A 24976-nucleotide genomic window follows, 5' to 3' on the forward strand; every position below is an offset into this window, starting at 1 on the left:
CCCTGGCCCGCCGGGTGCGGGACGCCGAGCTGTCCCAGGCGGCCGAGCGCGACGGGCTGAAGTCGATGCGGTCCTGGCTGGGCGGGCACTGCCGGCTATCGGCCGCCGCGGCCGCCCGGGTCGTGGGCAACGGGCGGGTGCTGGCGCATCTGCCGGCGCTGGCCGAGGCGCACGACGCCGGGCTCGTGTCGGCCGAGCAGGTCGCGGTCGCCGCCACTGCGCTGACGCCGGAGCGCCTGCAGGCCGCCGCCGAGCAGGGCGTGGAGCTCGGCGAGGTCGACGCGGTGCTCACCGGGCTGGCCGTGGAGCAGCCGCACACCGACTTCGTGCACGCGGTGCGGCACTACCTGAGCCGGCTCGATCCCGACGGCCCGGAGCCCGATCCGACCGAGGGGCGCCGGCTGAGCCTGGCCAAGCACGCCGACGGCACTCTGAGTGGGCGCTTCGAGCTCGACGCGGTGGGCGGGGAGAAGCTGCAGGCCGCGCTGGAGTCCTTCGTGCAGGCCGACCGCCCCGCCGGGCACGAGCGCAGCCGCGCGCAGCGGCTCGGCGATGCGCTGGTGCAGCTGTGCGACACCAGCCTGGCCGCCGGCCGCCTGCCCACGCTGCGCACCGTCAAGGCGCACCTGGCCGTCGTCATCGACCTCGACGACCTCGCCGGCACCGCCACCGGCCCCGAGGCCGCGCGGATGGGGTTCGGCGCGGTGATCTCCGCCGCGAGAGCCCGCTGGCTGGCCTGCGACAGCACCGTCTCCCGCGTCGTGTTCGGCCCCGACGGCGCACCGCTCGACCTCGGCCGCGAACAGCGCCTGGCCGACCGCCACCTCCGCCGCGCCGTCGAACTCCGTGACGGCGGCTGCGTCTTCGCCGGCTGCCACGCGCCGACCTGGTGGGCGGAGGTGCACCACCTCGTGCACTGGCTCGACGGCGGCGAGACCAACCTGCAGAACTCCGCGCTGCTGTGCGAGCGGCACCACACCAAGGTCCACCACGGCTTCCGCGTCGAACGACAACCCGACGGCCGGTGGCGCACCTGGCGACCCGACGGCACCGAGATCACCACCCTCGCACCGCTCGCGCCAGCCGCCTGATCCGCCGCCGCCCGGCGGCGCGGCGTCGCCCGAGCGGGTGGGTCATGCCCCTCCCCCAGACGGGTTGGTGGGGCTGATGCGGACGCACCCGTCCGGCTTACGTTCACCCCATCGCACGTGGACGTGGGCAACGGAGCCGGTCCGTGCGGTCACCCGATCGCCTCACGAGGGGGAACCCGTGCCTCCAGGTACACCCACGCTCCGCGCCCGCGCCGCCGGGGCCGCAGCACTGGCCCTGTCGGCGGCCCTGCTGGCCGGCTGCCAGCTGCCGGACGTCAGCATGAGCCCCGACCTCACGGCCCGGGAGGAGGCCGCCGCCCCGAGCCGGGCCGCGACCACCCGGGCCGCCGTCCGGACCGAGGCCGCCCCGGCCACCACCGCGGCGCCGGTCACGCCGGCCGCCCCGGCCCGCCCGGCCGGCGACCTCGACACCGGCGCGCTCACCCACGCCCTGCCGGCCGGGGACCGCACCGTCGTCATCGACTACTGGACCACCCAGCAGGCGACCACCTGGACGGCCGGGGACGACAAGACCGTCCAGCTGTCCGCGCACGTCGAGGGGGGCGACGAGGACACCGAGGTCCTGGTCACCCGCTTCGCCGTCACCGTCGACGACGGCACCACCCGGGCGCTGGCCACCGAGGACCGGGGCGAGTTCGCCCTCATGCCGCCCTACAGCTACTCGACCGCGCTCACCCTGCCCGGCACCGACTCGACCGCCGGGGCGCTGGCCCTCGAGGTCCAGTTCGACCTGCTCGTCGAGACCGAACCCGGCTCGCAGCGCTGGTTCCGCCAGACCGTGCTCGACACCCTCGCGCTCCCACTGCTCCAGGAGGACCCCTCGTGACCCAGCTCGTCGTCCCCGGCATGCGGCGCTCCACCGACCGCGTGCACCTGCTGGCGCGGGGCGGCCAGGAGGTCCCCGACATCAGCTCGCTGGTGCCGGAGGAGTTCGGCGGTCCCGCCGTCCGGGACGAACAGCGGCACGCCACGATCAGCTGCATCATCCCGGCGTACAACGAGGAGTCGACGATCGCCGACGTCCTCACCTCGCTGCTGTCGCAGACCCGCCCGCCGGACGCGATCCACGTCGTCATCAACAACACCGACGACGACACCCCGGAGATCGCCGGCCAGTACGCCGGCGAGCACACCCGCGTGGTCAAGGGCGAGACCTACACGACCGTCGTGCACGTGCACGACATCGGCGACAACCCCGACAAGAAGGTCGGGGCGCTGAACTTCGGCTACTTCGTCAGCCGCGGCTACGACTACATCCTGGGTGTCGACGGCGACACCACCCTCGACCGGCGCTGCGTCGAGTGGCTGGAGAAGGAGATGGTCACCGACCCGCGCATCGGCGGCCTGTCGGCGATCTACACCTTCGACAAGGGCCGGGTGCACGGGGCGATGGCGAAGTTCCTCGTGGCCGGCCAGCGCGCCCAGTTCGCCGGGTTCAACATGGACAACCTCGTGCGCGGCCGGAACATGGCCGTCCTCGGCGGGCAGTGCAGCCTGTTCAGCGTCCGCGCGCTCGAGGCCGTCATGTACCGCCACCACCAGACCGCGCCCTGGGTGCGCGACTCCGAGGTGGAGGACTCCAAGCTCTCGCTGCAGATCAAGGACGCCGGCTTCAACACCAAGATCAGCGCCCGGGCGCGGGCGTTCGTCGGCCCGATGACCACCCTGCGCGCGCTGCACGGCCAGCAGGTCAAGTGGAACTTCGGCGGCATCGACCTGCTGTGGCCGGGGCAGCGCGGCGACACCAAGGGCCAGCCCCTCCACCCCAACCTGCGGCTGCGCTGGTACGAGAACATCTCGATGCTGTTCAACATCAGCGCGCGGATGGGCTTCCTGCTGCTGCTGGCCGCGGCGCTGTCGATCGACGCGTTCGTGTTCAACCCGATCTGGCTGATCCCGCCGGTGGTCGCCACGCTGCTCAACCTGCGCACCGCCCTGTCGATGCACGACAAGAGCGCGGTCGACATCTTCTACGCGCTGCTGGTCGCCCCCGCCGAGCTCTACATGTGGGTCCGCATGGGGCACTTCCTCACCGCGTGGGTGCAGTTCTTCGCCCGGGTGGAGAAGGACAACTGGGCGGCCCAGGCGGCGGCCGAGCGCGGCCGCGGGTCGGCCTACGTCATGCCGGCCGTGTGCGCGGCCGTCACGTTCGCGGTGCTGATCTTCGCCTGGAGCCAGCAGAGCATCGCCGTCCAGTCGGCGATCCTGTCGATCGGCTGGCCGGTGCTGTACCTGCTGACCATCCTGCAGACGGTCTTCATGGTGAAGAAGCTGGTCCGCCGCCAGCGCGGCTTCACCGTGTGAGAAAGGACCCCCCTGCCCCCACCGCTCGCACGCTCGGGGCGGGGCCCTGCAGGGGGGGCCGGTGGAGAGGCCCGGGGCCGCCGGGGGACGACGAGGTCCCCCGGCGGCCCCGTCGTCGTCGGCTACCGGCCCGGCGGGGCCGCCGGCCGCCGCCCCTCGCCGGGCGGCCCGGCGAACGCCTGGGCGACGTCGAGCCAGTGGTCGGCGGCGGGACCGGTCGCGTCCAGCGCCAGGTCGGCGCGGTGCCGGCGCTGGGTGACCAGCAGGCAGAAGTCCAGCGCCGGGCCGGTGACCCGGTCGGCGGCGTCGGCCGGTCCCCAGGTCCAGGTGCCGCCGCCGGGCGCGGTGAGCTCCACCCGCACGGGCACGTCCGCGGGCTCCTCGCCGCGCACCCGGGAACTCCAGGCCCGGGTGGCGACGCCGAGGTGGGCGACGTGGCGCAGCCGGTCGGTGGGCCGCCGGGTGACACCGAGCGCGTCGACGACGTCCTGGCCGTGGGCCCAGGTCTCCATCAGCCGGGCGGTGACCGCGGAGGCCGGGCTCATCGGCGGGCCGTACCACGGCAGCGACGCCGCGGGGTCCAGCCCGGCGAGGACGCGCAGGCACTCCGCCCGCGTGGCCCGCCACCACGCCAGCAGGTCGGCCGGGGCGCGGCCGCGGTGGGCGGCGGTGACCACCTCGACGAACCGCTCCCCGTGGGCGGTCAGGGCCGCGGCCCCGGCCCGGAAGCCGGCGGGGTCGACGGCGGCGCGGGTGGCCGCCTCGTCGAAGAAGGCCAGGTGGGCGACCTGGTCGGCGACGTCCCAGCCGGTCGAGGGGGTGGGCGTGGCCCACGCCGCGTCGTCCAGGGCGGCGAGCACCCGGTCGAGGTCGGCGGACTCGGCGGCCAGGTCGGCCACGAGCACCGCCAGGTCCACGGCCACGAGTGGTCGCCCCCGGCGTCAGAAGAGGCGCTGCAGGCGCCAGGCGGCCAGGCCCAGCCCGCAGGCGAGCAGCAGCGTGGACACCCGCACGAACCAGTACGAGACGTCCTGCGGCTCGGTGGTGTAGCCGATCTGGCTGCCCAGGTCGTCGTAGACGGCCTCCAGCTCGGCCCGGCTGCGGGCCTCGTTGTACTGCCCGCCGGTCTCCTCGGCGATCTGCCGCAGCGCGTCGCGGTCGATGGGCACCGGCGTCACCTCCCCGCCGATCTCGATGGAGCCGTAGTCGGTCCCGAACGCGATGGTGGACACCTCGACGCCGGCCCCCTGCGCGGCCGCGATCGCCTGGGTGTTCTCCCGGCCCACGGTGTTGTAGCCGTCGGAGAGCAGCAGGATCCGCGCCGGCGGCAGCTCCTCCTCCTCGGCGACGTCCAGCGAGGACTGGAAGGTGCTGATCGTGGTGAGCGAGGTGAAGATCGCCTCGCCGATCGCGGTGGCCTCCGACAGCTCCAGGTTGGCGATCGCGCCGCTGACCTGCTCGCGGTCGGTGGTCGGCGCCACCAGCGTGGAGGCGGTGCCGGAGAACGACACCAGCCCCAGGTTGATCCGCGGCGGGAGGATGTCCACGAAGTCGGAGGCGGCGTCCTTCATCGCCTCGAACCGGCTCGGGTCGATGTCCTCGGCCTGCATCGACAGCGACACGTCCAGCGCCAGCACGACGGTGGCGGTCTCCCGCGGCACCCGCACCTCGGTGCTCGGCTGCGCGAGGGACAGCACCAGCCCGAACAGCGCCGCCAGCGTCAGGCCGAACGCGACGTGCCGCACCCAGCCGGCGCGCTTGGGCAGCAGGCTCTGCGCGAGCCCGGTCTGGGAGAACCGCGCCGCGTACACCCTCCGCCGCAGCTGCTTGACCACGTACAGCGCGCCCAGCGCCAGCGCGGGGACGAGCGCGGTCAGCCACAGCGGTGACTGGAAGCTCACGGGTGGACCTCTCTGCTCCGGCGGGTGGGGGCGCTCACCGGGACGCCCCGCCGCTGCCGGCGCGCCGCCGGTCGGCGACGAACCGCACGACGTCCATCAGCCAGTCGCGGTCGGTGCGCAGCTGCAGGTGCCCGGCGCCGGCGCGGCGCAGGCCCGCGGCGACGGCCCGGCGCTGCTCGGCCGCGCCCGCGGCGAACCGGGCGCGGAACTCGGCGTCGCCGGTCGGCACCTCGAGGGTCTGCCCGCTCTCCGGGTCGACGACGGTGAGCAGCCCGACGTCGGGCAGCTCCAGCTCGCGCGGGTCGACCACCTCGATGGCCAGCAGCTCGTGCCGGGCGCCCAGGCCGCGCAGCGGGCGCTCCCAGTCGGCGTCCCCGAGGAAGTCGCTGACCACGACGACCAGTCCCCGGCGCCGCGGCGGGCGGCGCAGCGTCTCCAGCGCGGCGGCGAGGTCACCGCGCCGTCCGGTGCCGGCGCGCGGGGTGGCCACCACGGCGCGCAGCAGCCGGTCGGCGGCCAGCCGGCCGGCCTGCGCCGGGTAGCGGTCGACCCGCTCGCCGGTGGTGACGACGGCGCCCAGCCGGTTGCCCCCGCGCACGGTGAGGTGGCTGACGGCGGCCAGCCCGGCGATCGCCAGGTCGCGCTTGTCGCACAGCCCGGTGCCGAAGTCGAGGCTGGCCGACAGGTCGACCACCGCCCACGTCTCCAGCTCGCGGTCGGCGACGGTCTCGCGGACGTGCGGCACCTGGGTGCGGGCCGTCACCGGCCAGTCCATCCGCCGGACGTCGTCGCCGGGGTGGTAGGTGCGCGAGTCGCCGGCCTCGCTGCCCGAGCCGGGCACCAGGCCGAGGTGGTCGCCCTGCAGCAGCCCGTCGAGGCGCCGCCGCACGGTGAGCTCGAGGCGCTGCAGCAGGACGTCGGCGGGGCCCTCGCCGAAGTGCGGCGGCCCGCCGTCGTCGCCGGCGCCGGGGTCGACGCCCGAGCCGGGGGTGGGCGCAGCCGCCGTCGCCGTCCCCGTCCCGCCGCCGTCGACGGGTGGTGCCGGGTCCGCGGACGCCCGGGACCGGCCGCGACGCAGGATCACGCCGGGGGGTTCCCGGGGACGTGCCCGTTGCCGCCGGCCGGGCCGGCGGGCTGGCCACCGTGCTGGCCACCGGGCTGGCCGTTGCCCACCGACGGCGGCTGCTGCAGGGCGGGCTGGCCGTTGGGTGCGGCCGGCGGCGGGTAGCCGGGGCCGTAGGGCGCGCCCGGCGGCGGGCCGTACGGCGGCGCCCCGGGCGGCGGGACGGTGGGACCGCCGGGCGCCGCGGGACCGTAGCCGCCGGCGCGCTGGCGCGGGGTGACCTGCGGCAGCGGCACGGTCTGCAGGATCCGCTTGACCACGTGGTCGGCCGGCACGCCGTCGGCCAGCGCGTCGTAGGAGAGCACCAGCCGGTGGCGCAGCACGTCGGCGGTGACGTCGAGGACGTCCTGCGGGAGCACGTAGTCGCGGCCGCGGACCAGCGCCAGCGCGCGGCCGGCGGCGACCAGGCCGAGGGAGGCGCGCGGGCTGGCGCCGTAGGACACCCACGAGGCGACGTCGTCCATGCCGTGCTCGCGCGGCTGCCGGGTGGCCACGACGAGCCGGACGACGTAGTCGACCAGCGCGTGGTGGACGAACACCTGCGAGGCGGTGCGCTGCATGCGGCGCAGGTCCTCCGGGCCCAGCACGGTCTCGGCCACCGGCGGCGTCGAGCCCATCCGGTAGATGATCTCGCGCTCCTCCTCGGGGCTCGGGTAGTCGACGAGCACCTTCATGAGGAAGCGGTCGCGCTGGGCCTCGGGCAGCGGGTAGACGCCCTCGGACTCGATCGGGTTCTGGGTGGCCAGCACGAGGAACGGGTCGGGCAGCGGGTGGGTGACCCCGCCGATGGACACCTGCCGCTCGGCCATGACCTCCAGCAGCGCCGACTGCACCTTGGCCGGCGCGCGGTTGATCTCGTCGGTGAGCACGAAGTTGGCGAACACCGGGCCGAGCTCGGTGTCGAAGGCGTCCTGGCCGGCCTTGTAGATGCGGGTGCCCAGGATGTCGGCCGGCACCAGGTCGGGGGTGAACTGCAACCGGGCGAACCTGCCGCCCACCACCGTGGCCAGCGTCTCGACCGCGAGGGTCTTCGCCACGCCGGGCACGCCCTCGAGCAGCACGTGGCCGCGGGCGAGCAGCGCGACCAGCATCCGCTCGACCAGCCTGTCCTGGCCGACGATGACCCGCTTGATCTCGAACAGCGCCCGCTCCAGCCGCGCGGCGTCCGCCGAGGGCGGGACCGGAGCGCCGGAGCCCGCCGCCGAGGAACCGGCGGTCTTCTCGAGCGGGGTGCTGGCAGCGCTGGTCACGGGGCTCCCTGTCGTGCCGGACGTGGCCCTCCGTCGGTCCACGGCGAGGCCGGGGACGGACTCACCGCCCGTCCCCCCGGCCAGTGTCCCACCACGACCTGGGGGGACGTCCGCCGTGCGGGGACGCCGCGCCGGACGCCGCGCCGGACGCCGCCCGGTGCGCTCCGCGACGACGCGAAGGGGATCGGCGAGCCGCGCGCGGCACGCTGCGTCCGGGGTGCTGCGGCTGCTAGCGTGAGCGCTGCGTCGGGCAGCTCCCCCCGTGGCTGCCCGACGCCCCACTCCTCCGGTCCACCCCCGTGCGCGGACCGGTCACGCGGTCGGCCGGACCGCCCCGAAGTAGTCCCGGCCGAACCACATCGGCGACACCCTGACCACGTCGCCGCTCTGCGGGGCCTGCACCACCGTGCCGTCGCCGAGGTAGAGCGCGACGTGGTAGATCGACGTGTACGAGCTGCCCGAGCCCCAGAAGACGAGGTCACCGGCGCGCAGGTCGGCGCGGGCGACGGTCGCGTCGCGGAAGCGCCACCACTGGTCGCGGCTGGTGCCGCCGATCCGGATGCCGGCCTGCGCGTAGGCGTACTCGGTCAGCCCCGAGCAGTCGAAGCCCCAGATCCGGGTGTCCGGCGGGATGCCGTAGCCGGGGCCGTTGCTGCCGCCACCGCCCCAGCTGTAGGGCAAGCCGCGCTGCGACAGCGCCGCGTCGATCGCCGTCTCCACGGCCGAGGCGGTCGGCGCACCGGCCGTGGTGACCGAGGGCGGGGTCGGGTCGGACTGCGGGGTGCTGGGGGCGGGCGACGGCGTGGCGGACCCGCCCGGCGACGGCGTGGCCGGCGGGGCCGGTGCCGGGGCGGGCGCCGGCGCGGCCGCGGGGGCCGGCGCGGAGGGAACCGGCCGGGCCGCGGCGGCCTCCGCGGCGGCCTGGGCAGCGATCTGGGCGGCGGCCTCGGCGGCGGCCTGCTCCTGCTGCAGGCCGGCGACCTGCTGCTCGGCGGCGGCGGCCTGCGCGGCGACGGCGTCGCGCTGCTCGGCGAGGGCGGCGGTCTGCTCCCGGGCCCGGATCTCCTGGGCCTGCGCGCCGGCGAGGCTGGCGGCGGCCTCGGCCTCCAGCGACCCGGCCCGCGCGGACGCGGCGTCGGCCTCGTCGTGGGCGGTGGCGGCCTGCGCCTGCAGCACGGTCAGCTCGGCGACGACGTCGACCCGGTGGGTGCCGGCGGCCTCGAGCAGCGCGGCGCGCTCGACCAGCTGGGCCGGGCCCGCGCTGCTGAGCAGGGCGACCGCGCCGGGGGCGGTGCTGCCCTGCACGTAGCTGTCGCGGGCGAAGGCGGCGACCTGGGAGCGGCCGGTGCCGAGGTCGGCCTCGGCCCGGGTCGCGGCGGCCGCGGCGGCGTCGGCGGCCGCGCGGGCGGCGTCGGCGGCCGCCTGCGTCTCCTCGTAGTCCTGCAGCGCGATCTGCGCGTCCTGGTGCGCGGTGGCGGCGGCCGCCTCGGCCTCGGCCAGCTGCGCGCTCAGCACGCCGACCTGCGCCGCGGCGGCGTCCCGGGTGGCCTGGGCGGCGGCGATCTCGTCGTCGCCGGGCGCGGCGGAGGCCACGCCGGGGGCCAGGCCGAGCACCATCAGCGCGGCGAGCACGGTCCCGGCCGCGCGGGCGGCCGGGCGGCCCTGTCGGTGTCGGGTGCGCCCTCGCGTGCCCACGTCCGGCCCCTCCCGGTGCGGCCGGCCGGCGCCGGCCGCACGTGCTCTCCGGGCACCCGGCGTGGGCGCCTCCGGACCGGGATCGACCCGCCGGAGGGGGCGGTTGAGGCCGCCTCCCCCGCAGGAGTGGACCGCCACCCCTGCGGAGGCGGCCGGTGGCGCTAGTTGACCTGGCGCTGGCCGGGCTCCCAGAAGGCCTCGCGGAGCTTGAACTTCTGGATCTTGCCGGTGGCGGTGCGGGCCAGCTCGTCACGGAACTCGACCCGCTTGGGCGCCTTGTAGCCGGCCAGCCGGGCCTTGCAGTGGGCGATGATCTCGTCCTCGGTGGCGCTGTGGCCCTCGGCGAGCACGACCAGCGCGGTCACCAGCTCGCCCCACTTCTCGTCGGGGATGCCGATGACGGCGACCTCGGCCACGGCGGGGTGGCTGAAGACGGCGTCCTCGACCTCGATGGAGGACACGTTCTCCCCACCGGTGATGATCACGTCCTTCTTGCGGTCGGAGATGGTGAGGTAGCCGCCGTCGTCCAGGCTGCCGCCGTCGCCGGTGTGGAACCAGCCGCCGTCGAGCGCCTCGGCCGAGGCGTCGGGGTTCTGCCAGTAGCCGGCGAGCACCGTGTTGCCCTGCGCCAGCACCTCGCCGGACTCGCTGACCTGGATGCGGGTGCCCAGCGCCGGCACGCCCGCGCGCGAGAGCAGCTTCGCCCGCTCCTCCCGGTCGAGGCCGTCCCACTCGGCGCGCGGCCGGTTGACGGTGATCAGCGGCGCTGTCTCGGTGAGGCCGTAGATCTGGTTGAACTCCCAGCCGAGCTCGGCCTCGACGCGGGCGATGGTCCGCGAGGGCGGCGGGGCGCCGGCGACCACGATGCGCACCCGGTCGCGGCCGGGGACCTCGCCGTCCCAGTCGGCGGCGGCCTCGAGGACGGCGTTCCAGACGGCCGGGGCCCCCGACATCATCGTGACGCCGTGCTGCTCGACGCGGCGCAGGATCTCCGCGCCGTCGACCTTGCGCAGCACCACCTGGCGGGCGCCGACGCCGGCCATCGTGTACGGCAGGCCCCAGCCGTTGCAGTGGAACATCGGCAGCGTGTGCAGGTAGACGTCGCGGTCGCTGACCTGCATGTGCATGCCGAAGGTCACCGCGTTGACCCAGAGGTTGCGGTGGGTCATCTGCACGCCCTTGGGCCGCGCCGTCGTCCCGCTGGTGTAGTTGATCGTGGCGGTGGCGTCCTCGTCGGGCTCGGCCCAGGGCCGCGGCTCCGCGTCGAACCGGAGCAGCTGCTCGTACTCCTCGCCGGTGCCGAACCGGTGCTCGGCCTCGACGCCCTTGAGGCCGGCCTCCAGCTCGGGGTCGACGAGGAGCACGCGGGCGCCGCTGTGGCCGACGATGTAGGAGACCTCGTCGGGGCTGAGCCGGAAGTTGACCGGCACCGCCACCCGGCCCGACGACGGGACGGCGAGCAGCACCTCCAGCAGCCGGGCGGCGTTGTGGCTGACGATCGCGACGCGCTCGCCCTCCCCCACGCCGAGCGCGTCCAGGCCGGCCTGCAGCGCACGGCCGCGGCGGGCCACCTCGCGGTAGGAGACCTCCCCCAGCGACGGCGCCGGCTGGTTCGGCTCGTCGACGATGCCGACGCGGTCGCCGTAGACCAGCTCGGCGCGGTCGAGGAAGTCGCGGGTGGTGAGGGGGACGCGCATGCCGGACTCCCGGTTGCCAGGACTGGCCGGCCCGCCCGGTCAGCCGCTCGACGTGGTCCACCTCACGCTAGCGGTGTCGGCGACGATCAGGTCACCTGATCGTGCAGCGTCCCACCCGACGGTGGGCGGTCCGGTCGGACGCGCTGCGGTCGGGTCGGACGCGCTGCGGTCGGGTCGGACGCGCTCAGCCGAGGACCAGCCACCCGGCGGCCACGGTCCCGGCGGTGGCCGCCAGTGCCCGCACGGTGTCCACCCGCAGCAGCGCGCGGAACGCGTGCTCGTCGAACCCGGCGTCCAGCCGCCGGTGCAGCGGCACGGCCAGCAGCCCGGTGACCCCGAGGACGACGGCCAGGCAGCCGGCGCCGGCGAGCACGGGCAGCAGCGGAACGCCGTCGGGGCGGGCCAGCAGCAGCCACAGCGTCGTTCCCCCCTGCCCGGCGAACAGCGGCCCGACCACCCGGCTGACCCGCCGCTGGTGCGCCCGCTCGTACCCGGGGAACGCCGCGCGCGGGACCATCGCGAACTGCGGGTACACCAGCCCGCGCACCGTCCACTGGAACCCGGCGTAGGCCGCCGTCAGCGCCAGGTGGACGACGACCAGCGTCACCGCCGCGTCGTCGGCGGCTTGGGCGGCTTCCCGCGCCAGGTGAGGCTCTGCGCGTCCAGCTCGCGCAGCAGCGGGTCCCCCTCGGCGAGCACCCGTTCGGCCAGCGCCACGGCCCCGGCCAGCTGCTCGTCGGAGAGCTGGGCGAACGCCGGCGAGCGACGCCGGTCGAGGTGGTCGTACCAGCGCCCACCGACGGCGTGGTCGAGCACGATCCGGCCGAAGCAGTGGTCGTCCGTCACCGCCCAGCGCCCGGCCCGCGCCCGCTTCGGCAGCTCGCCGAGCACCAGCTCGCGGTAGCGCCGCTCCCGCTCCGCCCGGCTCACCCGGCCGCCACCAGCCGGGGCAGCGCCGTCGAGATCGGCTCGCGGACGACGAGGTCGGCCAGCCCGTCGTACGGCGTCGGCTCGGCGTTGACGACGACCACGCGGGCGCCGTGCGCGGCGGCCACGTCGACCAGCCCGGCGACCGGGTACACCACCAGCGACGTGCCGACGGCGAGCAGGACGTCGCAGTCGGCGGCCGCGTCCGCCGCGGCGTCGAGGACGGCGGCGTCGAGGGCCTGCCCGAAGCTGACCGTCGCCGACTTGAGGATCCCGCCGCAGACGAGGCACGACGGGTCGGGGTCGCCGGCGTCGATCCGCGCCAGCGCGTCGTCCATCGTCGTCCGGTCGCCGCAGGACAGGCACGCGACGGCGTGCACGGTGCCGTGCAGCTCCAGCACCCGCTCCGGCGAGGAGCCGGCCGCCTGGTGCAGCCCGTCGACGTTCTGGGTGAGCAGCGCCCGCAGCCGGCCCTGCCGCTCGAGGTCGACCAGCGCGCGGTGCCCGGCGTTGGGGGCGACGTCGGCCGCGCGGACGTCGGCCCGCATGCGCCAGGCCTTCCGCCGGATCAGCGGGTCGGCCAGGTAGTAGGACAGCGTCACGAGCTTCTCGGCGTCGGGGTCCTTCGTCCAGACGCCGTTCGGACCGCGGTAGTCGGGGATGCCGCTGTCGGTCGAGATCCCGGCGCCGGTCAGCACGGTGACCCGCCGGGCGCCGCGGAGCCAGTCCGGCAGCGGGTCGGGGACGGCGCCGGTCACGCGCCCACGGTAGGCACGCCGCCCGCACCGGGCACGTCCGCGCAGTCGCCCGGTGCCGGCCGTGAGACGCAGCTCACCGGGTGGGGGAAGGGTCGCCTTCCCAGCGGTGCGCGCGCGCCACCTGGGATGATGGAGGGTGGCAGATCAAGCCCGATGGACACGCGAGGGTGAGGCGCACGCAGTGGCAGCCAGCAAGGACAGCTTCGGGGCCCGGTCGACGCTCAGCGTCGACGGCACCGACTACGACATCTACCGGCTCGACGCGGTCGAGGGCGCAGACCGGCTCCCCTTCAGCCTGAAGGTCCTGCTCGAGAACCTGCTGCGCACCGAGGACGGCGCGGACATCACCGCCGACCACATCCGGGCGATCGCGAACTGGGACCCGTCGGCCGAGCCCGACCAGGAGATCCAGTTCACCCCGGCCCGCGTGGTGATGCAGGACTTCACCGGCGTCCCCTGCATCGTCGACCTGGCCACCATGCGCGAGGCCATGGCCGAGATCGGCGGTGACCCGAACCGGATCAACCCGCTCGCCCCGGCCGAGCTGGTCATCGACCACTCGGTGATCGCCGACGTCTTCGGCACCCCGGAGAGCTTCGAGCGCAACGTCGAGATCGAGTACGAGCGCAACGGCGAGCGCTACCAGTTCCTCCGCTGGGGCCAGGGCGCCTTCGACGACTTCAAGGTCGTCCCCCCGGGCACCGGCATCGTCCACCAGGTCAACATCGAGCACCTCGCGCGCGTGGTGTTCCCGCGGCAGGAGGGCGACCGCGTCGTCGCCTACCCCGACACCTGCGTGGGCACCGACAGCCACACGACGATGGTCAACGGCCTGGGCGTCCTGGGCTGGGGCGTCGGCGGCATCGAGGCCGAGGCGGCCATGCTCGGCCAGCCGGTGTCGATGCTCATCCCGCGCGTGGTCGGCTTCAAGCTGACCGGCGAGCTGCCCGACGGCTCCACCGCCACCGACCTGGTGCTCACGATCACCGAGATGCTGCGCAAGCACGGCGTGGTCGGCAAGTTCGTGGAGTTCTACGGCGAGGGCGTCTCCGCCGTCCCGCTGGCCAACCGCGCCACGATCGGCAACATGAGCCCGGAGTTCGGCTCCACCGCGGCGATGTTCCCCATCGACGGCGAGACGATCGACTACCTGCGGCTGACCGGCCGCTCCGCCGAGCAGGTCGCGCTGGTCGAGGCCTACGCCAAGGAGCAGGGCCTCTGGCACGACCCGTCGCGCGAGCCGGCCTTCTCCGAGTACCTCGAGCTCGACCTGTCCACGGTCGTCCCCTCGATCGCCGGCCCGAAGCGGCCGCAGGACCGGGTCGCCATCACCGACGCCAAGCGCGCCTTCCGCGCCGCGCTGGCCGACTACGTGTCCGCCGACGAGACCGGCGGCGACGACCGCGCGCCCGGCGTCCCGCAGAACACCCAGCCCTACGGCGTGGAGTCCCGCGTCGACGAGGCCTCGGCGGAGTCCTTCCCGGCCTCCGACCCGGCCACCTCGGCCCCGGGCAGCGAGCGCGGCAACGGCAGCGCCGGGCAGCCGCACCACTACGAGGACGACGAGGTCTCCGGGCGGCCCTCGAAGCCGACCCGGGTGGTCATGGAGGACGGCACCGAGACGACCGTCGACCACGGCTCGGTGGTCATCGCGGCCATCACCTCGTGCACCAACACGTCGAACCCGTCGGTCATGATCGGCGCGGCGCTGCTCGCCAAGAACGCCGTCGAGCGGGGCCTGACCACCAAGCCGTGGGTGAAGACGACGCTGGCTCCCGGCTCCAAGGTCGTCACCGACTACTACGAGAAGGCGCAGCTCACCCCGTACCTGGAGAAGCTCGGCTTCTACCTGGTCGGCTACGGCTGCACCACCTGCATCGGCAACTCCGGCCCGCTGCCGGAGCCGGTGAGCAAGGCGGTCAACGAGGCCGACCTCGCCGTCGTCTCGGTGCTCTCGGGCAACCGCAACTTCGAGGGCCGGATCAACCCCGACGTCAAGATGAACTACCTGGCGTCCCCGCCGCTGGTCATCGCCTACGCGCTGGCCGGGTCGATGGACGTCGACCTGAACAACGACGCGCTGGGCCAGGACGCCGACGGCAACGACGTCTTCCTGCACGACATCTGGCCCTCGCCGCACGAGGTGCAGCGGGTCATCGACGAGGCCGTCTCGGCGGAGATGTTCAGCAACGACTACGCCGACGTCTTCGCCGGCACCGAGCAGTGGCAGGCGCTGCCCACGCCCACCGGCGACACGTTCGAGTGGGACCCGCAGAGCACCTACGTCCGCAAGCCCCCGTACTTCGAGGGCATGCAGGACCAGCCGGCCCCGGTGCAGGACATCGCCGGCGCCCGGACGCTGGCGGTGCTCGGCGACTCGGTGACCACCGACCACATCTCCCCCGCCGGGTCGATCAAGGCCGACAGCCCGGCCGGGAAGTACCTGTCCGAGCACGGCGTGCAGCGCCGCGACTTCAACTCCTACGGCTCCCGGCGCGGGAACCACGAGGTGATGATCCGCGGCACCTTCGCCAACATCCGGCTGCGCAACCAGCTGGTGCCCGGCACCGAGGGCGGCGTCACCAAGAACCACCTGACCGGTGAGACGACGACGATCTACGACGCCTCGCAGGCCTACCAGGAGCAGGGCATCCCCCTGGTCGTGCTGGCCGGCAAGGAGTACGGCTCGGGCTCGTCGCGCGACTGGGCGGCCAAGGGGACGGCGCTGCTCGGCGTCAAGGCGGTCATCGCCGAGAGCTACGAGCGGATCCACCGCTCCAACCTCATCGGCATGGGCGTGCTGCCGCTGCAGTTCCCGGAGGGCGAGAACCGGGAGTCGCTCGGCCTGACCGGCGACGAGGAGTTCACCATCACCGGGATCACCGCCCTGAACGACGGCGAGACCCCGCGCACGGTGAAGGTCACGGCGGGCGACGTGGAGTTCGACGCCCGCGTCCGGATCGACACCCCCGGTGAGGCGAACTACTACCGCAACGGCGGGATCATGCAGTACGTCCTCCGCTCGCTGCGGCAGGGCTGATCCGGCGATGGACCTGGGCCTGGGCGGTCGCGGGTACCTGCTCACCGGCGCGAGCCGGGGGCTGGGCCTGGCGACCGCCCGGGCCCTCGTCGCCGACGGGGCCCGGGTCCTCGTCAGCTCCCGGTCCGCCTCCTCCGTGGACGCCGCCGTCGCCGGGCTGGGCGAGGGCGCGTCCGGGGCGGTGGCCGACCTCGCCGACCCCGGTGCCGCCCAGACCCTGGTGTCGACGGCGCTGGAGCGGCTGGGCCGGGTCGACGGCCTGTTGGTCAGCGTCGGCGGGCCCGCGCCGGGCACGGTCCTGGGGACGCCGGAGGAGGCCTGGCGGGCCGGCGTCGACAGCGTGCTGCTCGGCCCGCTGCGCCTGGTCCGGGCGCTGGTGCCGCACCTGGGCGACGGCGCGGCCATCGCGTTCGTGCTCTCCACCTCCGTCCGCTCGCCCCTCGACGGCCTGGCGGTCAGCAACGGGCTGCGCCCCGGCCTGGCCATGACCGCCAAGGGCCTGTCCGACGAGCTCGGCCCGCGCGGGATCCGGGTGGTCGGGCTCATGCCGGGCACGATCGCCACCGACCGCGTCGCCGAGATCGAGGCCGCCTCCGGCGACCCCGCCGCCGCCCGCGCCCGCACCGAGGCCGGGATCCCGCTGGGCCGGGTCGGGCAGCCCGACGAGTTCGGCCGGGTGGCGGCCTTCCTGCTCTCCCCCGCCGCCTCCTACGTCACCGGCACCATGGTCGCCGTCGACGGCGGCAAGCTGCGGGTGCCGTGAAGGCACCGGTGCTCGTCGCGTGTGCCCACGGCACGCGCAACCCCGCCGGACGCCGGCTGGTCGCCGAGCTGGCGCTCGCCGCCCGCGCCCTGCGTCCCGGCCTGGTCACGACGGCGGCCTTCGTCGACGTCCAGCCGCCCACGGTGGTCGACGTCGTCGCGGGGCTGGCCGCCGAGGGCCGGCCCGCCGTCGTCGTGCCGCTGCTGCTGTCGGGCGGCTACCACGTGCACGTCGACATCGCCGGGGCCGTGGCCGCGCACGACTCCGCCGTCGCCGCCCGCCCGCTGGGACCCGACCCGCGGCTGGCCGGGGTGCTGTCCGACCGGCTCGTCGAGGCCGGCGCCGACCACCGCGACCCGCTGACCGCCGTCGTGCTGGCCGCGGCCGGGTCCAGCGACCCGCGCTCGGTGGCCGACGTCGAGGACACCGCCGACCTGCTGCAGCGCTCCTGGGCCGGCCCGGTGACCACCGGCTACGGCTCGGCCGCGCAGCCACCGGTCGCCGACGCCGTCGCCGCGGCGCGCCGGGCCGGCGCCGACCGGGTGGTGGTCGCGTCCTACCTGCTGGCGCCCGGACACTTCCACGGCAAGCTCGCCGAGGCCGGCGCCGACGTCGTCACCGCTCCCCTGCTGCCCGACGAGCGCGTGGCCGCCGTCCTGCTCGACCGCTACGACGCCGCGCTCGGCTGAGCCCACCGCCCGGCGCCCACCGGGCCCACCACGCCGTCAGCGGGCGGTGGCGAGCAGGCCGCGCAGCTCCTGGGTGAGCGCCTCGCGGGCCTCGGGGTGCTGGTGCCAGGCCGCGGGGGTGGCCTGCAGCAGCGAGATCCGCCACCGGCCGTCCTCCTCGACGGCGACCAGCGTGTGCACCGTGTGGAAGCGCGGGTCCACGTCGGCGGCGCCGGGCGGGATCATCCCGGCGTGCGCCATGAGCACCGCGACGCCGGGCGCCACAGGCCGCACGCTGCGGATCACCGCGACGTAGGTGGCCGTCTGGTGCCCGCCGAAGATCTGCCGGAAGTCGGCGGCGATGGCCAGCCGCCCGTGGTGGTGGGTGCCGTCGTAGCCGACCATGTCCCCGTCGTCGGCGAACCCGGACGCCACGGCCGCGCCGCTGCGCCGGTTCCAGCCGTCGAGGAAGGCGGCGTAGAGCGCGCGGATCGAGGTGTCGTGCGGGTGTGCGGACGTCACGGAGTTCCTCCTGGTGCTGCTGTGGCAGCAGGAACGCTAGTTGCTACGCCGCACCGACCGTTCGACGCTCGCCGTCGGCGAACTGGGTGCGGTAGAGGTCGGCGTAGCGTCGTCCGAGCGCCAGCAACTCGCTGTGAGTACCCGACTCCACGATGCGACCGTCGTCGACCACGAGGATCTGGTCGGCGCTGCGGATGGTCGACAGCCGGTGGGCGATCACCAGCGACGTCCGGCCGGCCAGCGCGGTGTCGAGCGCGTGCTGCACCGCCACCTCCGACTCGCTGTCGAGGTGCGCGGTCGCCTCGTCGAGGATGACGATGCCCGGCGCCTTGAGCAGCACCCGCGCGATGGCCAGCCGCTGCTTCTCCCCGCCGGAGAGCCGGTAGCCGCGGTCGCCCACCACCGTGTCCAGCCCGTCGGGGAGGGACGCGATCAGCGCGGCGATCCGCGCCCCGGTGAGCGCCGACCACAGCTCCTCCTCCGTGGCCTCGGGACGGGCGTAGAGGAGGTTGGCGCGGATGGTGTCGTGGAACAGGTGCGCGTCCTGGCTGACGACGCCGATCGCGTCGCGCAGCGAGGCGAGCGTCGCCTGCCGGACGTCGACGCCGCCGACGCGCACCGCGCCCGCCGTGACGTCGTAGAGCCGCGGCACGAGGTTGACGATGGTCGACTTGCCCGCGCCGGAGTGCCCGACCAGCGCCACCATCTGCCCCGGCTGCACGCGGAAGCTGACGTCGTGCAGCACCGCCGTCGGGCCGCCGTGCTCGGGCAGCGAGACGTCCTCCAGCGACGCCAGCGACACGTCGGCGGCGGCCGGGTAGCTGAAGGAGACGCCGTCGAACTCGAGGGAGCGGTCGTCGGCCGGCACCGGCACCGCGTCGGGTGCCTCGGCGATCATCGGCGGCAGGTCGAGCACCTCGAAGACCCGGTCGAAGCTGACCATCGCGCTCATCACGTCGACGCGGACGTTGGACAGCGCCGTCAGCGGGCCGTAGAGCCGCGACAGCAGCAGCGCCAGCGCCACGACGTCACCGGGTGAGAGCGAGCCGGTGAACGCCAGCCACCCGCCCAGGCCGTAGACCAGCGCCGTAGCGAGGGCGGCCACCAGGGTGAGCGCGGTGAAGAAGGTGCGGCCGTACATGGCCGACAGGACGCCGATGTCGCGCACCCGGGCGGCCCGCCCGCGGAAGGACTCCGCCTCGACGGAGGGCCGGCCGAACAGCTTGACCAGCAGCGCGCCGGCGACGTTGAACCGCTCGGTCATCGTCGCGTTCATCGACGCGTTGAGCCCGTAGGACTCCCGCGTGATCTCCTGCAGCCGCGCGCCGATGCGGCGGGCGGGCAGCACGAACAGCGGCACCATGACCAGCGACAGCAGGGTGATCTGCCAGGACAGCGTGAACATCACGCCGGCGGTGAGCACCAGGCCGATGACGTTGGAGACCACGCCGGACAGCGTCGAGGTGAACGCCTGCTGCGCGCCGACGACGTCGTTGTTGAGCCGGCTGACCAGCGCGCCGGTCTGGGTCCGGGTGAAGAAGGCGACCGGCATGCGCTGCACGTGCTCGAACACCCGGCTGCGCAGGTCGTAGATGACGCCCTCGCCGATCCGCGCCGAGTACCAGCGGGTGGCCACCGAGATGGCCGCGTCGACCACCGCGAGCCCGGCGATGAACAGCGCGATGCGGACGACGCCGCCCGCGGTGCCGTCGAGCCGGGCGATGCGGTTGACGATGTCGCCGGCCAGCAGCGGCGTCAGGACGCCGATGACCGAGGACCCGACGACCAGGGCCAGGAAGAAGCTGAGCTCGCGGCGGTAGGGCCGCGCGATGCCGAGGATCCGGCGCACCGTGCCCTTGGGCAGCTCGCGGGAGGTGACCGACGGGTCACGGCGGAACGAACGCATGGCCGCCATGGAGGTCATGGGACTGCTCACGGGACGACCTCCTCACCCGGCGACAGGGACCGGCGGCTCGGACAACAGCCACCGGTCCCCGCGTGTTCCGGTGCCGCCGGGCTGCTCAGCGCCCCGCCAGCTCGGCCAGCCGCCGCGACTGCGCGGCCCGTTCGGCCGCGTCCTGGGCCGCCGGGTCGTTGCGGACGGCGGAGCGCACCAGCGCCGCGGTCTCCCGGGTGGCCCCCACCGGCGCGGCGGTGATGGCCGCGACCAGCCCGGCCACCGCCTCGTCGAGCCCGGCCGCCGGGACCACCGCGTTGGCCAGCCCGGTGGCGAGGGCCTCGGTCGCCCCCACCGCCCGGCCGGTCAGGCAGATCTCCAGCGCCCGCGAGTAGCCGACCAGCTCGGTCAGCGTGTTCGTGCCGGTGAGGTCGGGCACCAGCCCCAGGCTCGCCTCCGGCAGCCGCAACGCGGCGTCCTCGGTGAGCACCCGCAGGTCGCAGGCCAGCGCGAGCTGCGCGCCGGCGCCGATCGCGTGGCCCTGCACCGCCGCGACCGACACGATCCCCGGAGAGCGCAGCCACCGGAAGCCCGCCTGGTAGGAGCGGATGCGCTCCTGGGTCTGCTCGGCCGGCATCGCGCCCAGCTCGCCGAGCCCGCCGGGGGTCGACGGGTCGGTGCTGAACAGGCTGCGGTCGAGCCCCGCGGAGAAGGAGCGGCCGGCGCCCCGCACGACGACCACGCGGACGTCGTCGTCGAGGGAGGCGCCGACCTCCGCCAGCGCCGCCCAGGTGGCCGGCGTCTGCGCGTTGAGCTGGTCGGGCCGGTCGAGCGTGACGGTGAGGACGGCGCCGTCCCGGCTCGTGCGGACCCGGCCGTCGACCTCCGCCACCGTCACGCGGTCTTCTTGCTGTTCCGGTTCGCCCCACCACGGCTGCGCAGGGTGGCACCCGACTCCGACAGGAGCCGGTGCACGAAGCCGTAGGACCGGTTGGTCGAGGTGGCCAGGGACCGGATGCTCTCCCCGCCGTCGTAGCGCTTCTTCAGCTCGTCGGCGAGGGACGTGCGGTCCCCGCCCGTGATGCGCTTGCCCTTGCCGAGGTCCGCCGTGCTCGAGTCGGCCATGACTCCCCTCCGTCGCCGCCGTCCGCGCCGGTCGACGCCGGCCCGTCGGGTGCTCGTCCGCGTGGTGCCGCCGTCCCCGTGACAGCGAACTCCCGCGTCGATGATCACCCAGAGGTGGCACCTCGGCCACGCGAACGGGGTAATCGCAGGTGAGCCGCAGAGCGACGGCGCACCGGTGCCGGGGCCGCAGGCTCCCGACCGGGACGCCGTGGCAGGGGCTCCACGCGTCGGTCGGCCTCGGTGCAGGGGCCCGCGCCGAGCGTGCGAGGCGTGGGGGGCACCGAGGTCTTTGTGGGCACGTGGCCGCGGTGCGGTCCGGTGGGACCGCAGTGACTACGCCAGCTCGACCAGGTCGGCGAGGTCCTCGCTCCAGGCGTCCTCGGTGCCGTCGGGCAGCAGGATGACCTTGTCGGGGTCGAGCGCGCGCACCGCGCCCTCGTCGTGGGTGACCAGCACGATCGCCCCGGCGTAGGTGCGCAGCGCGTCGAGCACCTGCTCGCGGCTGGCCGGGTCGAGGTTGTTGGTCGGCTCGTCGAGCAGCAGCACGTTGGCCCCGGACACGACCAGGGTGGCCATCGCCAGCCGGGTCTTCTCGCCGCCCGAGAGGGTGCCGGCGCGCTGGTCGGCGGCGTCGCCGGAGAAGAGGAACGCGCCGAGGATGCGGCGCAGCTCCGTGTCGGTGCTCTGCGGCGCGGCGGCGCGCATGTTCTCCAGCAGCGACCGGTCGTGGTCGAGCGTCTCGTGCTCCTGCGCGTAGTAGCCGATCCGCAGGCCGTGCCCGGGCCGCACCTCGCCGGTGTCGGGCAGCTCGGTGCCGGCCAGCATCCGCAGCAGCGTCGTCTTCCCGGCGCCGTTGAGCCCGAGGACGACGACCCGCGCGCCCCGGTCGACGGCCAGGTCGACGTCGGTGAACACCTCGAGCGAGCCGTAGCTCTTCGACAGGCCCTCCGCGGTGAGCGGCGTCCGCCCGCACGACGCCGGCGTCGGGAACCGCAGCCGGGCCACCCGGTCGGCGACGCGGACCTCGTCCAGGCCTGCGGCCAGCCGCTGGGCCCGCTTGTCCATGCTCTGCGCGGCCTTCGCCTTGGTCGCCTTGGCGCGCATCTTGTCCGCCTGCGCGGTCAGCGCGTCGATCTTGCGCTCGGTGTTGGCCCGCTCCTGCTTGCGCCGGCGCTCGTCGGTCTCGCGCTGGGCGAGGTAGGCCTTCCAGCCGAGGTTGTAGACGTCGACGGTGGCCCGGTTGGCGTCGAGGTGCCACACCTTGTTGACGACGGCGTCGAGCAGCTCGACGTCGTGGCTGATGACCACCAGCCCGCCCTTGTGCGCGGCGAGGAAGCTCTTCAGCCAGGTGATCGAGTCGGCGTCGAGGTGGTTGGTCGGCTCGTCGAGCAGCAGCGTCTCGGCGTCGGAGAACAGGATGCGGGCCAGCTCCACCCGCCGCCGCTGGCCGCCGGACAAGGTGCGCAGCGGCTGGCCCATGACCCGGTCGGGCAGGCCGAGGGCGGTGCAGATGCGCGCGGCGTCGCTCTCGGCGGCGTACCCGCCCAGCGCGGCGAACTGGTCCTCCAGCTGCCCGTAGCGGCGGACGGCGCGGTCGCGCTCGGCGTCGTCGGCGGGCTCGGCCATGGCCACCTGCGCCTTGACCAGCTGCGCCCGGAGGACGTCGAGGCCGCGGCCGGACAGCACCCGGTCGGTGGCGGTGGTGTCGAGGTCGCCGCTGCGCGGGTCCTGCGGCAGGTAGCCGAGCTCGCCGGTCACCTCCACCTTGCCCGCGTGCGGCAGCCGCTCACCGGCGAGCGTGGTGAGCGTGGTCGTCTTGCCGGCGCCGTTGCGCCCGACCAGGCCGATGCGGTCACCGGGCTGCACGCGCAGGGTGACGTCGCCGAGGAGGATGCGGGCGCCGGCGCGGAGCTCGAGGCCGGTCGTCGTGATCACTGATCCCAGGATAGGCGCTCGGCGCGCCGGATCCGAGCCGATTGCCGGGTGACGTCCACAGCAGCTCCGCGCGTCCACAGGAGGAGGGAGGGCGGTTCCGCTCCCGCCGGTCGCGCGCCACCATCCCGGTCGTGAGCACGCCGACCTGGGCCCCGCCCTGTCCCGTCTGCCGAACCCCGGCCGCAGCGCCCCCCGCGCCCTGCGGCACGTGCGGGCTGCCGGCCGTCGCGCAGGCCGCCACGGTGGTGGCCCGGCTGGGGGCGACCATCGAGGAGTTCGGCCGCGAGCGGGACGCGCTGCTCGCCACCCTCCGCGCCGCGGCGGCGGGCGGTCCCGTCCCGCTCCCCGCGCGGGCCCCGGTCCCGCCCGCCGCGCCGGCCTGGGTGCCGCTCCCGCCGGCCGTGCCCGCTCCGCCGCCGGCCCCGCCCGCGGCCGCCCCGCTCCCGCGCCGGCGGGTCAGCCCGCAGCAGGTGCTCGTGGGCCTGGGTGCGCTGCTCGTGGTGGCCGCCTCGCTGGCCTTCGTCGCGGTCGCCTGGACGCGCCTGGGGGTGGGGTTCCAGGCCGCGGTCATGGCCGCGGTCACCGCTGCGGCGGCCGGCGCGTCGGCGTGGACCGCGCGCCGCGGCCTGCGCGCCACCGAGGAGGCCCTGGCCGCCTCGGGAGCGGCGCTGCTCGCCGTCGGCCTGGGCGCCGCCCACGCGCTCGGGCTGTGGGGGCTCGACGCCGTCCCCGGCCGGCAGTGGGCGGCGGCGAGCTGCGCGGCGGTCGCCCTGGCAGGGCTGGGGCTGGGCCGGCTCACCCGCAGCACCGTCACCTGGCCGGTGGTGGCGCTGCTCGCCGCGCAGCCGGTCGGGCTGCTGCTCCTGCCGGCCGGGCAGGACGGCCGGGCCGCGGGGCTCGCCGTCCTCGCCGGGACCGCGCTGGCCGACGTCCTGCTCCTGCTCGTGCTGCGCCGGTCGCTGCACCGCCTCGCCGTCGGCCTGGCCGCGCTGTGGGCCGTGGCCGGTGCGCTGCGCGGGCTGGTGCTGGCGTGGTCGCTCGACCCGGCGCAGTCCTGGACGGCCACCGCCCTGCTCGCGGTGAGCGGCGCCGTCGCGGTGCCGCTGCTGCGCGTGCTGCGCCCGGCCGACCCGCGGCTGGTGGCCGCGGGCGCCGCCGGCCTGTCCGCGGTGGCGCTGAGCGGGTCGCTGAGCGGGGTCGGCGTGCTCGGGTCCGTGGGAGCCGTGGGGCTCGGGCTGGCGCTGCTGGCCGGCGCGGCGCCGGTCCGGTCCGCGCCGGCCGTCCTCGCCGGGCTGCTGGCCTCCGGGGCGGCCCTGGTGGGCACCGGCGCCGGGGTGGTCGCCGAGGCCGGCCGCACCGACCTGCTGGCGCTGCTGGCGCTGGCGGCCACCGCGCCGGCGGCGCTGGCCGCGGTGCTGCGCCCGGAGCTGCGCGCGGCGGCGACCGGCGCGGCCCTGGCCGCGCCCGGGCTCGCGGCGGTGCTCGCCTCCGACGCGCTGGTCCGACCGGAGACCGCCGGGCTGCTGCTGGCCGCCGTGGCCGCGGTCGCCTTCGGGGTGGCCGCGCTGCGGGCGCCGGCCCCGGAGGAGTCCGCCGCGGCCGCCGTCGGTGGCGCCACCGGCCTGGTCGCGGGCCTGCTGACCTGGCCGACGGAGGCCTACGGGCTGGTGGCCGTGGACCTCGCCGTCGCCGGCGCGGCCGCCGGCGTCTACGCGCTGGTCACCCGTCAGCGGCCGGTGGCGACACTGGCGGTGGCCGAGCTGGTGGTGGCGAGCTGGATAGCGGCCGCCGGGGCGGAGGTCCGGACGCCGGAGGTCTACACGCTGCCCGCGGCGGCGGGCCTGCTGCTGCTGGCCGTCCCGGCGCTGCGGTCGGGTGCGGCCTCCTGGGCCGCGGAGGGGGCGGCGCTCGCCGTCGCGGTGGTGCCCTCGGCCGTCGTCGTCGTGGCCGACCCGACGGCGGTCCGACTGGCCGTGGTCGTCGTCGCGGCGGCCGCGCTGACCGTCGCCGGGACGCTCACCCACCGGCAGGCGCCGTTCGTCGTGGGCGCCGGGGCGCTCGTGCTGGTCGTCGTCGGCCGGCTGGGGCCCTACGCGCCGCTGGTGCCGCGCTGGGTCACGCTCGCCACCGTCGGGCTCGTGCTGCTCGCGGTCGGCGCCACCTACGAGCGCCGCCGCCAGCAGGCGCGGGAGGCGGTCGCCTGGGTGGCCGAGATGCGCTGAGCCGGACCGCCGCCGGGCCCCTAGCGTGGGTCCCGGC

21 protein-coding genes are annotated in these 24976 nt (G+C 75.6%); 7 read left to right on the forward strand and 14 right to left on the reverse strand.

Annotated elements, in window-relative coordinates; genetic code table 11:
* The 3 genes from BLQ97_RS10520 to BLQ97_RS10530 all read left to right on the forward strand — a co-directional run.
* The coding region (locus BLQ97_RS10520; RefSeq protein ID WP_139173571.1) for an HNH endonuclease signature motif containing protein at positions 1 to 1091 on the forward strand (1091 nt) is incomplete at its 5' end.
* 178 nt (positions 1092 to 1269) lie between these two features.
* Complete coding sequence (locus tag BLQ97_RS10525; protein WP_139173573.1) at positions 1270 to 1938, forward strand: hypothetical protein; 669 nt, start codon at positions 1270 to 1272, stop codon at positions 1936 to 1938.
* On the forward strand, positions 1935 to 3416 hold the full coding sequence (locus BLQ97_RS10530; RefSeq protein ID WP_091365852.1) for a glycosyltransferase family 2 protein: 1482 nt from the start codon (positions 1935 to 1937) through the stop codon (positions 3414 to 3416). Before BLQ97_RS10525 ends, BLQ97_RS10530 begins: the two co-directional genes overlap by 4 nt.
* A gap of 122 nt (positions 3417 to 3538) precedes the next feature.
* Here the strand turns inward: BLQ97_RS10530 and BLQ97_RS10535 are convergent, their stop codons facing one another.
* The 9 genes from BLQ97_RS10535 to BLQ97_RS10575 all read right to left on the reverse strand — a co-directional run bounded on the left by BLQ97_RS10535 (position 3539) and on the right by BLQ97_RS10575 (position 12767).
* Positions 3539 to 4339, reverse strand: a complete 801-nt coding sequence (locus BLQ97_RS10535; protein ID WP_091365853.1) for a TIGR03084 family metal-binding protein — start codon at positions 4337 to 4339, stop codon at positions 3539 to 3541.
* An 18-nt stretch (positions 4340 to 4357) separates the two neighbouring features.
* On the reverse strand, positions 4358 to 5317 hold the full coding sequence (locus tag BLQ97_RS10540; RefSeq protein ID WP_091365854.1) for a VWA domain-containing protein: 960 nt from the start codon (positions 5315 to 5317) through the stop codon (positions 4358 to 4360).
* A 34-nt stretch (positions 5318 to 5351) separates the two neighbouring features.
* Positions 5352 to 6401: a DUF58 domain-containing protein gene (locus tag BLQ97_RS10545; protein WP_245692065.1), complete on the reverse strand. Its 1050-nt coding sequence runs from the start codon at positions 6399 to 6401 to the stop codon at positions 5352 to 5354.
* Entirely contained in the window at positions 6398 to 7690 is a 1293-nt protein-coding gene (locus BLQ97_RS10550; protein WP_217637145.1) for an AAA family ATPase, read from the reverse strand. The genes BLQ97_RS10545 and BLQ97_RS10550 overlap by 4 nt, the downstream gene beginning before the upstream one ends.
* Before the next feature lie 312 nt (positions 7691 to 8002).
* Positions 8003 to 9385, reverse strand: coding sequence for a C40 family peptidase (locus BLQ97_RS10555; RefSeq protein ID WP_245692067.1), 1383 nt, complete (start codon positions 9383 to 9385; stop codon positions 8003 to 8005).
* A gap of 161 nt (positions 9386 to 9546) precedes the next feature.
* Positions 9547 to 11082: an AMP-binding protein gene (locus tag BLQ97_RS10560; protein WP_091365855.1), complete on the reverse strand. Its 1536-nt coding sequence runs from the start codon at positions 11080 to 11082 to the stop codon at positions 9547 to 9549.
* Between the two features lie 184 nt (positions 11083 to 11266).
* The gene (locus tag BLQ97_RS10565) at positions 11267 to 11689 is read right to left on the reverse strand and encodes a DUF1772 domain-containing protein (protein ID WP_091365856.1); all 423 of its coding nucleotides are present in this window, start codon (positions 11687 to 11689) and stop codon (positions 11267 to 11269) included.
* On the reverse strand, positions 11686 to 12012 hold the full coding sequence (locus tag BLQ97_RS10570) for a hypothetical protein (protein ID WP_091365857.1): 327 nt from the start codon (positions 12010 to 12012) through the stop codon (positions 11686 to 11688). The genes BLQ97_RS10565 and BLQ97_RS10570 overlap by 4 nt, the downstream gene beginning before the upstream one ends.
* On the reverse strand, positions 12009 to 12767 hold the full coding sequence (locus tag BLQ97_RS10575) for an SIR2 family NAD-dependent protein deacylase (protein ID WP_091365858.1): 759 nt from the start codon (positions 12765 to 12767) through the stop codon (positions 12009 to 12011). Before BLQ97_RS10575 ends, BLQ97_RS10570 begins: the two co-directional genes overlap by 4 nt.
* 181 nt (positions 12768 to 12948) lie before the next feature.
* Between BLQ97_RS10575 and BLQ97_RS10580 the strand changes: the two genes are divergently transcribed.
* From BLQ97_RS10580 to BLQ97_RS10590, 3 genes are read left to right on the forward strand one after another with little or no spacing between them, the layout of a single operon-like run.
* On the forward strand, positions 12949 to 15807 hold the full coding sequence (locus BLQ97_RS10580; protein WP_091365859.1) for an aconitate hydratase: 2859 nt from the start codon (positions 12949 to 12951) through the stop codon (positions 15805 to 15807).
* A 7-nt stretch (positions 15808 to 15814) separates the two neighbouring features.
* Positions 15815 to 16570 (forward strand): SDR family oxidoreductase, encoded by a 756-nt coding sequence (locus BLQ97_RS10585; protein ID WP_091365860.1) that lies wholly within the window; start codon positions 15815 to 15817, stop codon positions 16568 to 16570.
* Positions 16571 to 16578: 8 nt separating this feature from the next.
* Positions 16579 to 17259, forward strand: coding sequence for a sirohydrochlorin chelatase (locus BLQ97_RS10590; protein ID WP_091366376.1), 681 nt, complete (start codon positions 16579 to 16581; stop codon positions 17257 to 17259).
* Between the two features lie 36 nt (positions 17260 to 17295).
* On the opposite strand, the gene BLQ97_RS10595 is transcribed toward BLQ97_RS10590, so the two are convergent.
* The 5 genes from BLQ97_RS10595 to BLQ97_RS10615 form a co-directional block, all read right to left on the reverse strand.
* Positions 17296 to 17760 (reverse strand): SgcJ/EcaC family oxidoreductase, encoded by a 465-nt coding sequence (locus tag BLQ97_RS10595; RefSeq protein WP_091365861.1) that lies wholly within the window; start codon positions 17758 to 17760, stop codon positions 17296 to 17298.
* A 43-nt stretch (positions 17761 to 17803) separates the two neighbouring features.
* A complete protein-coding gene (locus BLQ97_RS10600; RefSeq protein ID WP_245692070.1) occupies positions 17804 to 19696 on the reverse strand; it encodes an ABC transporter ATP-binding protein in 1893 nt (630 codons plus the stop codon).
* Between the two features lie 85 nt (positions 19697 to 19781).
* Complete coding sequence (locus tag BLQ97_RS10605) at positions 19782 to 20555, reverse strand: enoyl-CoA hydratase/isomerase family protein (protein ID WP_091365863.1); 774 nt, start codon at positions 20553 to 20555, stop codon at positions 19782 to 19784.
* Positions 20552 to 20782 (reverse strand): helix-turn-helix domain-containing protein, encoded by a 231-nt coding sequence (locus BLQ97_RS10610; RefSeq protein ID WP_073420258.1) that lies wholly within the window; start codon positions 20780 to 20782, stop codon positions 20552 to 20554. Before BLQ97_RS10610 ends, BLQ97_RS10605 begins: the two co-directional genes overlap by 4 nt.
* Before the next feature lie 333 nt (positions 20783 to 21115).
* Positions 21116 to 22717, reverse strand: coding sequence for an ABC-F family ATP-binding cassette domain-containing protein (locus BLQ97_RS10615; RefSeq protein ID WP_091365864.1), 1602 nt, complete (start codon positions 22715 to 22717; stop codon positions 21116 to 21118).
* A 131-nt stretch (positions 22718 to 22848) separates the two neighbouring features.
* On the opposite strand from BLQ97_RS10615, the gene BLQ97_RS10620 reads away from it, so the two are divergent.
* Positions 22849 to 24939, forward strand: a complete 2091-nt coding sequence (locus BLQ97_RS10620) for an SCO7613 C-terminal domain-containing membrane protein (protein ID WP_091365865.1) — start codon at positions 22849 to 22851, stop codon at positions 24937 to 24939.
* Positions 24940 to 24976: the final 37 nt, after the last annotated feature.

The organism is Geodermatophilus telluris (assembly GCF_900102745.1).
In the GTDB taxonomy this organism is placed as follows: domain Bacteria; phylum Actinomycetota; class Actinomycetes; order Mycobacteriales; family Geodermatophilaceae; genus Geodermatophilus; species Geodermatophilus telluris.